Origin of the sequence: Psychrobacter sp. UBA2769 (assembly GCF_002352555.1) — a bacterium.
In the GTDB taxonomy this organism is placed as follows: domain Bacteria; phylum Pseudomonadota; class Gammaproteobacteria; order Pseudomonadales; family Moraxellaceae; genus Psychrobacter; species Psychrobacter maritimus.
Genome location: NZ_DEIR01000010.1, coordinates 299,059 through 312,872, shown reverse-complemented (window position 1 = coordinate 312,872; position 13,814 = coordinate 299,059). Strand labels below are relative to the sequence as shown.

Here is a 13,814-nt window from a genome sequence, read left to right as displayed (position 1 = left end):
CAATTGAAGACACGCCCTAGTAATCCTCAGACTGTGCGATTTGCTCATGCAACTCTACTTTTAACTTCTTCGCACATTCGATAATCTTTTTTCGACCAGCAGGAATAGCCCCATATTCAATCGCCGTTTCGCGCATTTGCACCGTCACATCATAGTGCGGATAACTGGCATGACGGTGGAATAAACGCGAATCTACTTCAATCAGCGCAGCAAAGTCATGCAACTCTTGCAGGGTATCTGCCAGCATATGGCACCACTTATAGCCTTTAAATTCTATCTGCATAAAATCGACATATATCGCCATAGAGTCGCCTCCTTTATTATCATTAGCTATTTTATCATGTGCTAAATAAGGCTTTCACAAAACAGCCATTAGAACAATTCACGTGCATCTTTCTTCAGCTGTTTCAGTAGGGTTTGGTATTCGCTATCATTGGTTTCAAGGCTGCTTAGACGTCCATAACGCAGTTGACGATAGTCCTGCCTCATTTGCAAGATTTTTGCTTGTACAATCTCTGAATGACCGCTATCTGTTAGCTTACTCACTTTACTGCTCTTCTTACTACTTTTAGCATTGGTCTCAGCGTCGATATCAGTATTTGAATCAATTTCTCGGTCATTAACGGCTATTGCCAAGCGCTCAAGCCAAGCTAGCTGCCCTTCGCTCTCTTTACGAGTAAGCGCTTTATCACTTTTACCAATACGTTTTGATAACTGTGCAAGTGGCAGGTCTGCTGGATGCCAACGCTTACGGCGACGTTGCCAAATGACAAAGACCAAAATCACCATGACGGTAATAGTACTTGCCGCTAGCCAAATAATTTGCTGCGTGATTGAGCGGATGTTAAACCATTTGAGCAGCGAGTCGGCTTGCTTGTCTTGATCGTAACCAACGACGTCTTTTTGCCAGTAATAGCTTGCTTGATCGGAGAGGCGGCGTAAGGTTTGTAGCATTTGATACTGCTGATAGCTGATTTGCGCACTAGCGCCATCACCGAACATTGTCGCCCCTTGTGCCTGTGTCAGTGCATCCATACCCTGCTCGACACGCTCAGGCGCAACAAAAGCCGTCGGATCGACACGTACCCAACCTTGACCCTCAAGCCAAACCTCCGTCCAAGCGTGCGCATCCTTTTGTCGTACTTCCCAAACATTGCCGCCACGGCTCAGCTCACCACCCTGATAGCCTGCGACGACACGCGCTGGAATACCAGCGGCGCGCATCATAAAGGTAAAGCTGGAAGAATAGTGCTCACAAAACCCCGCTTTGGTCTCAAATAAAAACTCATCAATACGGTTATTATTCAGCCGTGGCGGAGACAGTGTATAACGAAAGTCCGTTTGGTTAATCCAGCGCTCAAGTGCTTGCATGTAGCGTACTGGGTCTGAGTCTGACTGAACAAATAGCTGCTGCGCCAATACTCGTGCTTGCGGATTGCCGTCAGCTGGTAGGGTAAGATTTAGACGGCGCGACTCATCAGAGAGAATCGGATCGATACGCATCGGTGCAAATTGCAATACCTCGTAGCGCAGCTGCTGGGTAACCGGCTGGTCTTTCAATAAGGTAAAGTCTGAGGTGATACTGACGTCTTGGCGCTGAGCAAAAGGATAATCAAGTCCAAACAGCCAGTTTTGCTGCGTTGGCTCTAGGATAATCTCATAGCTGGTAGGCGCAACTTTTACTTCATCAGGGATAGTTGCAAAGGCATTCTCAATCCAAGCAGGTGTTTGCGGTGCAGGCTGCCATTGTCGTTGCTGAGGGCTAGGACGCCAAGTAATTCCATCAAAATCGCTAAAGACCAAACCGCGCCAATAGAGCTGCTGCTGTGGTGGGCGGTTATCTGCAAACTCTACCCGAAAAGCCAGCTCGGTCGATTGTCCTAAATTGGCAAAGTCACCGGGCGACATGCTATCGGAGACACCCGTGGTCGCTTGCTGAGCTGAGAGCTGCACTGACCATAGCGGTGGCAGACGCGGAAAGAACAAAAACAACACGACCAATAACGGCAACGCCCCAAGACCTAATACACCTAAAGTACGCAAGCGACCATCGCCGTTAGTATTGCCATCGTCATTTAAAGCAATAAATGCCAACAACACAATGACCGCCCCGACGATTACTTCTAACGTCGTCACAAGACCTTGATTCATCAAAAATAGCGCGGCAAGCACAAACAGTGAAAGATTCAATACCACATAAGCATCACGGCGCTTATACAACTCCCACAACTTACTGATGAGACATAGCACTAAAAACGCTACGCCCATATCGAGGCCGAAAGCGGTATTATAAGTCAGCCATAGACCTGTGAGCCCCAATAAGAAGCCGAGCATTTGCATGCCTTGATAGACACGTTTTAGATGCGCTAATTTTTTAAATCGCGCTTTTACACGCGGCAGCTGAGCAATAATACTGACCACCGCAAAACCCATTAGCCATAATGGCAAATGCGCTGCATGCGGTAAGATAATGACAACTTGAGCAATTAATACCCAATAATAGGCTGGTAAGGCGAGTAGCTTGCGAGTCCATTTAGCATTGCTGCCCTGCATAGCATGAGCATAGGTATGAGCATTGGTATGAGTATTGATATTTTGACCCAAAGCCAACTGCTCAAAGCTTATAGATTCTATAAAGTCTGATTTGTTAGAGCCAATAGAGGCATCGATCGCTTTTTTTGAAAAAAATCTTTTAGAATTGCTCATATGAGTCATGGCGCTTTTGCCAACCTTAGCAAGCACGCTTGCGCAAAGCCATTACCGTCACCCATCGTTGCAGCAGAATGCTCATTAAAGGGCATATCGCCGGCTAAACGCATGTTGAATGGCACACCCAACTCACCTAATGTCACTACGCCATAAGCCAGTTGTGCGAGTTTTTGTTCATGATGCGCCGCTGGCATATCAGCATAATCCAACGTTTGCTCATGACCGACTGGGTCGGCAAAATGCTTGGTAAACATTCCCTGACCGCGCGCCACATGACCCCAAGAAACCCTTGCTAGCGACTCACCTTCGATATAGTTATCTAGCCGCTCAAAATCGTCCTGACCCTGCCTAGTCTGTCCGCCCGTTGGCAAATCCTCCTGACTGGCAACAGCATACTGGGCTTGCCAATCAAAGACTTCAGGTTTTGGATACACCCAAGCGCTACGGGCAAAATAGACATAAGACCATGCGCGCATAATACCTAACGGATAAACGGTTTTGATAATTAATCTTGGTAATGTCTGCTGCCCACGACTGTGCGTTTGTACAGGCAAACGAATCACTTGCTCGCCTTGCAGTCGTGTCACCAGTATCGACTCTTGGGTACTAGCGCTATTTTTGATTTTTTCGTTGGCTTTTTTATCTGTCTTGCTATTAGCTTTGCCGTCAGTCTGCTCAAAGCTAAATAATAGCTGCCGTCTTGGTTGACGGCTTTCACTAATCAGCTGCAAGGTCACCCAGACAGGCGCACCTGCTTCTGCCATGGTCACTTCTATTAATTGTACTTTGAGACCTGAAATATGGGCAAAGGTCACATGAAAGCTGATAAGCCAAACGCTGACCAGATAAAAACACAGACCCAACACCAAGTTATTGCCATAGTTGATACCAGCAATAAAGGTGATGATTAATAACACCGCATATAGCAGCCCTTCGCGGCTAAAAAAGATATAGACATTACGCAAATTGAGCGTGGCGCTATTGCTTTTTGGGGCCCGCGCGGCAAACCAACGGCGTGACGCGGAAGTAGCTGGTACGGTAAAGGCTTTTGGCAAAAGGCTCATGACTACCCTATTCTTAAAATTAATAGTCTTATCGCTAATAAACGAGCAGCTTTGGAAGTGAATCTATTATGAGCAAACAAATGGTCAAACAATAACAGCCACTTCTGCCAAAATGCGTTGAGCGATGGTCTGAGTCGCTTGCCCACCAGTCACATGCGCGGGTACAAAACGCTGACCGAGGCGATGATCGGTGACGGCAGCAAACACGGCTTGGATATCTTCAGGCGTGACCTCCATATGCCCCGACACGTAAGCATAAGCCTGTGCAGCACGCTGTAGCGACAGCACACCACGCGGTGAAAGACCGTGATACTCAGAGCTTGCACGTGTTTTGGCGACCAGTCTTTGCAGATAATCTAACACTACATCCGCGACGTATACCTGCTTAACACCTTGCTGCGCTAATAATACAGCCTGCGTATCAAGCACCGCGGGCAACTCTTTTAATAGCTCGCGGCGGTCTTGACCTTTTAGAAGCTCGCGCTCCGCGGCAGGTGATGGATATCCTAGCGACAAGCACAATAAAAACCGATCTAGCTGCGATTCAGGCAGTGGATAAACGCCCGCTTGCTGCAATGGGTTTTGGGTGGCAATGACAAAAAATGGCTGCGGCAACGCATAAGTCTGCCCATCTTGCGTCACTTGCCGCTCTTCCATCGCTTCTAGTAATGCACTTTGGGTCTTGGGACTAGAGCGGTTAATCTCATCTGCCAGCAACAGCTGAGTAAAGATAGGACCGGGACGAAACTCAAACTGCTGTTTGCTTTGGTCATAGATGCTCATACCCAAAATATCAGCCGGCAGCATGTCATTGGTAAACTGCACGCGGCTAAAGCTCAAACCGAGTAATTGCGCTAAGCCTTGCGCCAACGTCGTCTTACCCATGCCCGGCAAATCTTGCAACAATAGATGCCCACCTGCCAGTATGCCGCTCAGCGCCAACTTGATGGCTTGCGGCTTATCTAATACGATTTGATTTAACTGCGTCATTAGCTGAGCAATTTTTTGCTGGTTGCGGGGATAGTCATTGGCGGCAGGATTCATTATCAATTCTTAGCTCATTTTTTATGGTGATGATTATTTTAAATAGCGATGTGAAATAATCAGGTTAAATCGGGCGTTACTTTATATCATCAGCCGTTGGTACCGGTGCACGAAGCGTTGATAGATAGGCAATCACATCGGTACGCTCCTGAGCATCTGGCATCGGATCTGATAGCATTTTCGAGTCTGGCATGGCTTTTTCTGCATCAGCGATATAAGTATCTAGCGTTTCAGCATCCCATACCCAACCTGATGTCTTAAGCCCTTCACTATAAGTATAATCTGCAAGCTCAGCCGCTTTGGCACCATAAATATTCATCAACTGCGGACCTTTTTTATTGAGTCCAGGATTTAGCTGATGACATTGACCGCAAGCATCTTGATATATAAGCGCACCATTATCGGCGTCACCCTCGGTATAAAGTGGCAACGTTACAGGATCGCGATAGTCAGGCGGCGTTTTCTCACAAGCGCTGAGCAATAAAACAGTGGCAAACATACCGCTTAATTGATATTTTTTGAGTATAGACATGTTGTAGAAATCTTTAATTGAGGGGCATTGGCTATGTATGCGTCTACCTCGACCATTATACAAGGCAAAGAGTGATGAACCTACATAGCACTGCGTAGGAAATATAGGGGTAACTGCTAAAAATGAATAATTGCTGATTTTGCTAACATAAAAGTTGTTTGGCTCGCCTTTAGTTAAAATCCAATTCGCCTTTCAAAACTTAGTTGCCAGTTAAAGCCCAGTTGCCTGATAATTTTTCACGTATTAGGTTTAGGCTTGGATTTATACTGTGATTTAGGCTTAAATAACACCTTAACTCTCGCTAGCCACTTTTATGCTATTGCTAGGCGCTTCGAGATAAAAGCCCTGCAAATAACGCGCGCCCACGCTCCAAGCAACCGACATGGTCGCAGCATCTTCAATATAAGGCATCAAGACATCGACGCCAATCTCATTGGTACGGACGATAAGCGATTTAACCGTCTCTAGATTTTCAGGAGTATCTATCCCTTCCACGTAACTTCGGGCTAGACGCACCATATCAGGTTGCACGAAATTGGCAACCTCAACAGACTTAGCAGACGAGCCAAAATTATTGATACATAACTGGCAATTTACTTGATTAAGGGCGGTAAACTGAGATTTAGAGACGGTTAAATGGTCAGCAATATCGTTTTCATTAAACTGTAAGGTTAATGCACCCGCCTTACCGCCCACCGCATTGATTAATTGACTGGCCACACTTGGCAGCTTTTTATCTATCAAAGAGGCGTTGGTCAGTTGTACCAGTAAGCGCGCTTCTGGATGGGATTTACGCACGTCATTGATTTTTTTACAGGCATTGATGAGTATCCAGCGGTCTATTTTTTCAAGTAAATTATGCGCTTTGGCCACTGCCATAAACTGGTCGGGCGTCAATATCGTATTGTCCGCATCCGCCAGTGGCAAGCGCAGATATACTTCAAAGAAATCACTGCGATCATGATTAATGTCATATATCGGCTGAAACAACAGCTCAAAACGATTATTGGCAATCGCATCGACCAAAGATTCGGCCAGCGCATGATCATCACTATTGGCATGTTCACTGGCGTCATATAGATGGTATCTACCGCCATGACTGGAGGTTTCAATCAGAATTTGATTGATCGCATCCATCGCCCGCTCGAGTAGCACTCTCGGTTCAGGAGTGTTTTTTTCTATCTTAACGATAGCGATACTTGCTGTGGTATTTGTCGTCCGCTTATCGACTTCGATAAACAGCTCACTGATGGTTGAACCAATTTTCCCAGCCAGTTTTTCAAGATCTGCGGTGCTTTTATTTTCCACCAAGATGGTAAAGACCGTATCACTAAAACGGCTCACATGGCTTTCTTCTAAGAGCTCATCTGTTACCAGCTTATCTAAAGCATAGGCAACTTGCTTAACGGTGGCATCTATCCCTTGCAGACCCAGACTGCTTCTAATTTTACCCACATTATCGAGCTGAATATAGAATAACCCTGCCGTCGACGCACCCTGTTTTGCTTGTTGATATAATGCCGCCAGCTGCTCTTCAAAGCTGCGGCGATTATGAACGCCCGTCAGGCTGTCTTTACGCTCAGCCTCAGCCAAACGCTTCGCAACTTCAGCGCTATTGCTGTTGTTTTGCTGAATAATAATCTGGGTAACGGGCTCACCGTCTAAAGTTGCCGAGGCCAACTGTAATTTTGCCTCAAAGGTAGAGCCATCTTTACGTTTGCTTTCAAAATTAAACTCAACGTCTTTACGGCTTCCTTTATCAAACTGACGTAAGAACTGTTTAAAGGCTTTAACGTTATCACCGCCTGCAATCAAGTCAATCACAGGTATACCGATAATGTCATTCATCGCCTCAAAGCCAAACAACTGCAGGTAAGGATCATTGGCAAAAATATGAATCCCTTGGTCAATATAAGCGACCGCACTTTTTGAGTTTTTAATCAGGACATTTGCGCGCTGTTCTGCTTCAGACAGGACATGACGCAAGGTTTTAAGCTGCTGACGACAGCGTAAACTCTCATGCTGCAAACAAATCGCCATGACGACTGCCATCTCTTGCTCTACGCAAATGGCTTTAACCATCGTACTATTCATCACAGCCGGCAAGCCGTCTTCGTTTTGAGCGCTGGCAGCAGCCTCCTTATTCATCAAGCAAATCGTTGGCAAGTCTATACTCTGCTCTTGCACGACACCAACCACGTCAGTAAAGCTCATATCATAAGCCTGACCAAACACCAATACATCCCATGATTGACGTAGCGACTTTAATAGCTCTTCTTTATCATCCAATAAACCTAAGTTCACATTGTCATAATATGACCCTAGCAATGCTACCAGTCGCTCAGCGTAAAGCTGGTCGTCATCGATTACTAATAGGTTTAAGACGGACTGAGTACGCATAGGAAGCCTTTTAAATCATAATAGCGGTTTTGTCATTATAAACAATAATCTAACTGACTGCTGCTTAAGTTACAATCACTAAGTGTTGTTTATCAAATTGTTGTTCATTCAGTTACGGTTATTAAGTCGCTGCCACTAAATCGCTCTTATTAAGCTGCAATCATAATGCCATCTTCTTATGAATTAAAGCTGATGAATTAAATACGCTCAGCACAATGTTAGAGTTTAAGCGTTCAGTGTTAAACACTGAGTGTGGCAAAGTTATTTTATGCTTTGATAAGTAGGCAGTTAAAGTTGCGCCACTTCATATTGGCTAAACTCATCTGTCATCATTAAACGCCGCACTAAGCGCAACGTTTTTTGTTTGGTATTGATACGCATCATCACTCTATCCCCCACGTAAAAATGAGACGTCGGCACGATCAGGCTAGAAGGCGTTTGCAGCTGCTCGTCATCACCAACGATAAACGCGGGCAAAAAATGCCGACCGCGACTATCTCTATCTTGCAGGCGAATACCACAAGCAATAAGCTGATGCCCCAGCACTTGCCAATCAACTTCCGGTTTTTCTGGGTCTAAATTGAGCCAGCGCACCACGCCTATTGACCAATCAGTCGAAGCTGGATTTTCAGAGCGACACAATAAGAAAAGACTCATCGTTCGCAGTGGCGGCGGTGCAATAGAGTTCAGGACATCATTTTCTGCAACTGACACTATATCCTTTACTTTTTTGCCGCTATATTTTGCTTTGGGGGTATTTTCTCCAGCACTGCTTGCGCTGATAGCTGGCTCCACTGAATCTGGCAGCAAGCGCAAGGTACGAAAATCGGACAAAGCATTGTCACTATCAAACGCTTCTACCCCTAACATTGTATTATTAGAAACGGTATTAGCAGACAGCTTTTTTGGCAAGGTGTCATAGCGAGGTTGCTGATGCTCAGGCAGATATTTTGCCGCAATGAGAGTCGATAAGCTTTGCTCATGACTAACGTGGTAATGAATGTCATTAAACCCTGTAATGATATGTACCTGTTGTTTGGCGCTTTGTCTAATCGGTAGCGTCAATGGCGGCTGAATATAGCGATAGCTCAAGGTTATGGCAACCGTATTCATTAAGGATGATTTAACCCCTTCTCGACCTTCCTCGATGAGGGTGTCCCTACGTGATTTTAAATAGGCGACCAGCGGCGCCAACTCTATAAACACACAGTCATGATGAGCATCATAAGGGTTAATGGCAGAATGGGCGGTCAAATAGGTGGGTGGATTGTCACTGTGCAGATTGACGAACACCTTTGTTTCCGTCTGCGGCTCTATAGATGCGATGAGATGTTCGCTCCATTCTAGGAGCAAACGCTGCACCATTAGCACAGTGGCGCGGCGCATAGCGCGTACGTTCAATAAACTATGCAAGCATAGCTGACCATATAATTGATGAATATTATCCGCGCAGTGGGTCGTAATATAAGAACTCAAATCGATATCAACGGTTTGCTGTTGGCACGCCATATAGTAGAGCTGATTAATATTAGACCATAAATATGGCACAGGCTTCTGATAACAAAGCGCTTCTTCGAATAACAGCTTTTGATACATCAACAGCGTTTGGTAAGTAGCAATGGCTAACGTGATTGATAAGGATTTCTCATTGGTCAGATAGCGCTGCAAAAGACCGTTTGATGCTTGCAGCTTTTTATCTTTTAAAAAGGTGATTTCTCGCTGTATAACACCGTCATAGACCATAATCATTAAATAATACAGCGACTTCACCTGCGCTACATAGCCGAGCTGATAGTCGTTAAAGGCATGTGCCTCATATATATAGTGTTGGCGTAGCATCGCAATGAGCTTATTAGCTGCCTCCAGCACAATATTGAGTAATGTCAGACGTTGCCGATCATCTATAGCTGCCACGCGCAACTCTGTAAGGACTTTTTCTAGCTGCTCTGTTTGCTGCGCCTCCGTTTGCATGGGCAACAGCGCCGCCCATTTAAGCAAGTGCTGCTCATCTTTATTAAACGACTTCGTTAAATTAATTGATTTCGTTAACGTCCGCGATGAGCGCGCATCAATGCTTAAATACTGTTGAAACGTCGATAAATTTACCATTACTATCCTTAGTAATTACGCAAGTTATCAATAGATCTATGCAGGTTTAATGCTTTATTTACCTCAGCAACATTAACCCTAGACATGACTATTACCTGACCTATTAACGATTTTTAGTACTGTTTTTTAATGGCTTTTCTTTATTTGGCGCTGGCTGCTGCGCTTTTATTAATAACTATTTTAATCGGTCTTTGTTTACTAAAACAAAAATATACTATATTGCCCATTTTAAGCATCGTTGTAAATATCAATCGGTACTTTAAAGGGTTTATTTGGCAACTCTCTGACCAATTTTGGCACTAAGTAACCGGGCAATACGGCGAGTAACGACCAATAAAGCGCAATAGCGGCGCGCACATCACTATCAAAATGAGCCGCGCCTGCCACTTTATCCAACACATGCAGATAATATGGCAGCACGCCAGCCGCAAACAAGCGCTGATTGAGTGCCGTTTGCACCGCCACGCTGTCATTGATATCCTTTAATAATACCGCTTGGTTTAATAAGGTCACGCCAGCGGCGCGCGCACGCTGCAAGTACTCAGCGGTCAGCGCATCAATCTCATTGGCATGGTTACAATGAATCACCATCACAATTTGACAGCGGCTTTGTGACAATCTATCCAATAAGGCATCATCTAAGCGCGCTGGAATCACCAATGGTAAACGGGTATGCAGCCTGATGGTGGTCAGTTGCGGAATAGCCTCTAAGGTATCGAGCCAAGCAAATAAGCGCCTGTTGGTGACATTTAACGGGTCGCCGCCGCTCAAAATCACCTCATTGATTTCAGGATGGGCGCTGATATAGTCGATAATGTGTTGTTTGGCATCGGCGGTTGGCATATTGGCGCTATAGTCAAAATGCTGGCGAAAGCAATAACGACAATGAATCGCACAGGCACCGGTAATCGTTAACAATACTCTTGACTGGTATTTATGCAATAAGCCTTTCACCGGATTGTGCGTATTTTCACTTAGGGGGTCGGCCACGTAACCGGTGACAGCGATTTGCTCTTTTTTATTGGGCAATACTTGTTTAAGCAGAGGGTCATTACTGTCACCGACCGTCATTTTTGCCACAAAAGCGCGCGGTACACGCAGCTGAAAGTGCTCAGGTATATAGACCTCTGAGCGCAGTGATTCCAGCTTTAAAAGTCCAAGCAGCTCATCAATAGAGGTTATCGCTTCGGATAATTGCGTTTGCCAGTTTTTTTGTGTGATTAAATGGTTTATCATGACAACCTTATACCTGTGCCCAAAAGCCGATATTATACGCTCTTAGTGCGTAAGCTATCAAAGCGTACGAATTATTCATAAAACACTGAGCATCATAAGCGATTTTAGCGCAGCAAGGCCCAAACCCCACATCCAATTAGTGATGACAATACTTACAACCCTTAGGAGTCTTCCGTGGCAAGTTTTTCTACTAACGAATTTAAAGCTGGTCTCAAAGTCATGCTCGATGGCAACCCTTGTGCCATTCTTGAAAACGAGTTCGTCAAACCTGGTAAAGGCCAAGCTTTTAACCGCGTTAAGCTGCGCAACCTTCGTAGCGGCAAGGTATTAGAGCAAACGTTTAAATCAGGCGAGAGCTTGGAAGCGGCTGATGTGCTAGACACTGAAATGAACTATCTATACAACGATGGTGAATTTTGGCACTTTATGCACCCTGAAAGTTTTGAGCAGTTACAAGCTGACAAAACCGCGATTGGTGATGCGATAAAATGGCTAAAAGACAACAGTAACGCCCTTTGTACCATTACCTTATTTAATGGTGTGCCATTATCTGTAACGCCGCCTAACTTTGTTGAGTTGCAAATCACTGAAACTGATCCTGGTCTCCGCGGTGATACGTCAGGCGGCGGCGGTAAACCTGCCAAGCTAGAGACAGGCGCGGTGGTACGTGTGCCATTATTTGTCCAGCAAGGTGAAGTGGTTCGTGTTGATACGCGTACCGGCGATTACCAAACGCGCGTTAGCTAAGCATTTTTATGCCTGACATGTTTTATTAAATAAAAAAAGCTTAACCGCTCATAAGTGGTTAAGCTTTTTTAATGCTGAATGCTTTAACGTCCGTTCTTTTTTAGAATGCCCTACCCTTAAATATTATTCTTCCATCGACTGTTTATGCATCAGCCAGTACTGCACTAGAGCATTAAGTTGTTCTTGTTTAAATGGTTTGGTGCAATAGTCCTGCATCCCCACATCGAGATATTTTTTGCGCTCGCCATCCATCGCATTGGCGGTCAAGGCGATGATAGGTGGCAGTGCTTGTGGGTCATAAAGCTCATGCAGCTTAATGGTTGCCTGTACGCCATCGATAATGGGCATATGGTGGTCCATCAAAATGACATCATAGAGTTCAGGATTTAAAGCAAAAATCTCAATCGCTTGTTGCCCATCCCCAACATGAGTGACCGTATGACCGCTATTATTAAGCGCTTTTTTGGCAATCATGGCATTAACGCTATCATCTTCGACTAGCAAAATGTGCCCGACAAGCTCATGACTTGGCGCTGCCATCGTAAAGTCATTTTCGTCTTGCCATGTCTCGTAACGGGCCTCATCGATAGTCGGTAACGGCAGCAATACAGTAAAGGTTGTGCCGATACCGACGGCGCTGTCCACTTCAATATAGCCGCCCATCAAGTCTACCAACGACTTGCAAACAGACAAGCCAAGTCCCGTACCGCCATAAAGTCGATGCGTATATTTATTGGCTTGGTCATAAGCATCAAATATCGCTTCCAATGATTCAGGTTTAATGCCGACACCCGTATCTGTGACCTCAATACAAAGCGTCATATCTTGATGATTGACCACACCACTATTAACGGTATCATAATGAGAAGCCTGTTCTTCATGGTTTTCTAATACTTGGCTTCCTAAATAACCGTCTTCATAACAGCCAGAGTTATAACCGCCCTGTCTATCATCACAAGGATTGTTTTCCATGTGCTTAACGTCAATCGTCACTCGACCGCCTTCGCGGGTAAATTTGATGGCATTATTGACCAGATTAACCATGATTTGCTTAAGTCGTACGGGGTCGCCTTTGACATACGGCGATAATGACTCGGTGTAATGGTAATCTAGAATCAAGCCACGTTGACGGGCTTTGACCGCAAACAAACTCACCACTTCATTACAAAGACTCGATAAGTTCATCGGAATAGAATCGATAGTCATCTTGCCCGATTCAACTTTTGATAAATCCAAAATACCGTTAATAATCGCCAGCAAATGCTCATTTGAGACTTTGATATTATCAATATACTCTTGCTGCTCAGCGCTCAGCTCGGTCTCGCTTAACATCTCAACCATACCGATAATACCATTCATCGGCGTGCGTATTTCATGGCTCATATTGGCCAAAAACTCAGACTTCATCTCATTGGCATGTTTGGCATGACGCTGCTGGTCTTGTAGCTGCAAGGCATCGGCGGCCATCATCGCAAACTGGGCCAATAGCTCGGCGTGCTTGTCCGTAAACTCATGATGCGGCTGTACATCCATCAAACATAAAGAGCCCAAACGGTATGTTTTACCGTCCTCATTCATGATAATGGGCGCGCCAGCATAAAAGCGCAGATGCGGCGATTCTGTGACTAAAGGGTTTTGATTAAAGCGGCTGTCAGCTGCTAAATCAGGGACGACAAAAACCTCATCTGAGAGTACAGTATAATTGCAAATCGCCACTTTACGCGTTGTCGTACAAACCCCGCCAAGCCCATGACCCGATTTTAAGTATTGGGTGTCTTCATCCATAAAAGTGATGGTGACTATCGGCATATTAAAGAACAGTTTGGCAAGCTCAGTTAAGCGTGCAAAAGCAGGTTCCTCATTATTATTCATTACCTGATATTTTTTGAGTCGATTGATACGCTCAGCGTCATCTGCTGCGATGGGATAATCGTTCTGTGGCAAGTTGGATGTAGACAAGATGGACTCCATTA

The 13,814-nt window shown here is 45.1% G+C and carries 10 protein-coding genes; 1 reads left to right on the top strand and 9 read right to left on the bottom strand.

All coding sequences use genetic code 11. The annotated features are described in order from the left end of the window. Window positions 1-16 precede the first annotated feature (16 nt). From B3Q63_RS04690 to epmB, 8 genes are all read right to left on the bottom strand, one after another. A complete protein-coding gene (locus B3Q63_RS04690; protein ID WP_045444354.1) occupies window positions 17-304 on the bottom strand; it encodes a DUF4031 domain-containing protein in 288 nt (95 codons plus the stop codon). A 68-nt stretch (window positions 305-372) separates the two neighbouring features. Then, the gene (locus B3Q63_RS04685) at window positions 373-2,706 is read right to left on the bottom strand and encodes a DUF3488 and transglutaminase-like domain-containing protein (RefSeq protein ID WP_296174326.1); all 2,334 of its coding nucleotides are present in this window, start codon (window positions 2,704-2,706) and stop codon (window positions 373-375) included. A gap of 5 nt (window positions 2,707-2,711) precedes the next feature. Further along, a complete protein-coding gene (locus B3Q63_RS04680) occupies window positions 2,712-3,773 on the bottom strand; it encodes a hypothetical protein (RefSeq protein WP_296174324.1) in 1,062 nt (353 codons plus the stop codon). Between the two features lie 84 nt (window positions 3,774-3,857). After that, window positions 3,858-4,817, bottom strand: coding sequence for an AAA family ATPase (locus B3Q63_RS04675; RefSeq protein ID WP_201563206.1), 960 nt, complete (start codon window positions 4,815-4,817; stop codon window positions 3,858-3,860). 76 nt (window positions 4,818-4,893) lie between these two features. Beyond that, the gene (locus B3Q63_RS04670) at window positions 4,894-5,349 is read right to left on the bottom strand and encodes a c-type cytochrome (RefSeq protein WP_296174322.1); all 456 of its coding nucleotides are present in this window, start codon (window positions 5,347-5,349) and stop codon (window positions 4,894-4,896) included. Window positions 5,350-5,640: 291 nt separating this feature from the next. Continuing rightward, a complete protein-coding gene (locus B3Q63_RS04665; RefSeq protein ID WP_296174320.1) occupies window positions 5,641-7,749 on the bottom strand; it encodes an EAL domain-containing protein in 2,109 nt (702 codons plus the stop codon). Between the two features lie 288 nt (window positions 7,750-8,037). Next, a complete protein-coding gene (locus tag B3Q63_RS04660; RefSeq protein ID WP_296174318.1) occupies window positions 8,038-9,858 on the bottom strand; it encodes a hypothetical protein in 1,821 nt (606 codons plus the stop codon). A 228-nt stretch (window positions 9,859-10,086) separates the two neighbouring features. Continuing rightward, window positions 10,087-11,094 (bottom strand): EF-P beta-lysylation protein EpmB, encoded by a 1,008-nt coding sequence (epmB, locus tag B3Q63_RS04655; RefSeq protein WP_296174316.1) that lies wholly within the window; start codon window positions 11,092-11,094, stop codon window positions 10,087-10,089. Between the two features lie 174 nt (window positions 11,095-11,268). On the opposite strand from epmB, the gene efp reads away from it, so the two are divergent. Then, the gene (gene efp, locus B3Q63_RS04650) at window positions 11,269-11,841 is read left to right on the top strand and encodes an elongation factor P (protein ID WP_201563216.1); all 573 of its coding nucleotides are present in this window, start codon (window positions 11,269-11,271) and stop codon (window positions 11,839-11,841) included. 123 nt (window positions 11,842-11,964) lie between these two features. Here efp and B3Q63_RS04645 read toward each other — a convergent pair whose 3' ends face one another. After that, window positions 11,965-13,812: a GAF domain-containing hybrid sensor histidine kinase/response regulator gene (locus B3Q63_RS04645; RefSeq protein ID WP_414706305.1), complete on the bottom strand. Its 1,848-nt coding sequence runs from the start codon at window positions 13,810-13,812 to the stop codon at window positions 11,965-11,967. Between the last annotated feature and the right edge of the window lie 2 nt (window positions 13,813-13,814).

Coding starts and splice junctions, on each gene's coding strand:
- B3Q63_RS04660 (WP_296174318.1), bottom strand. CDS start 9,858: ATGGTAAATTTATCGACGTTTCAACAGTATTTAAGCATTGATGCGCGC.
- B3Q63_RS04670 (WP_296174322.1), bottom strand. CDS start 5,349: ATGTCTATACTCAAAAAATATCAATTAAGCGGTATGTTTGCCACTGTT.
- B3Q63_RS04690 (WP_045444354.1), bottom strand. CDS start 304: ATGGCGATATATGTCGATTTTATGCAGATAGAATTTAAAGGCTATAAG.
- B3Q63_RS04645 (WP_414706305.1), bottom strand. CDS start 13,812: ATGGAGTCCATCTTGTCTACATCCAACTTGCCACAGAACGATTATCCC.
- B3Q63_RS04665 (WP_296174320.1), bottom strand. CDS start 7,749: ATGCGTACTCAGTCCGTCTTAAACCTATTAGTAATCGATGACGACCAG.
- epmB (WP_296174316.1), bottom strand. CDS start 11,094: ATGATAAACCATTTAATCACACAAAAAAACTGGCAAACGCAATTATCC.
- B3Q63_RS04680 (WP_296174324.1), bottom strand. CDS start 3,773: ATGAGCCTTTTGCCAAAAGCCTTTACCGTACCAGCTACTTCCGCGTCA.
- B3Q63_RS04685 (WP_296174326.1), bottom strand. CDS start 2,706: ATGAGCAATTCTAAAAGATTTTTTTCAAAAAAAGCGATCGATGCCTCT.
- B3Q63_RS04675 (WP_201563206.1), bottom strand. CDS start 4,817: ATGAATCCTGCCGCCAATGACTATCCCCGCAACCAGCAAAAAATTGCT.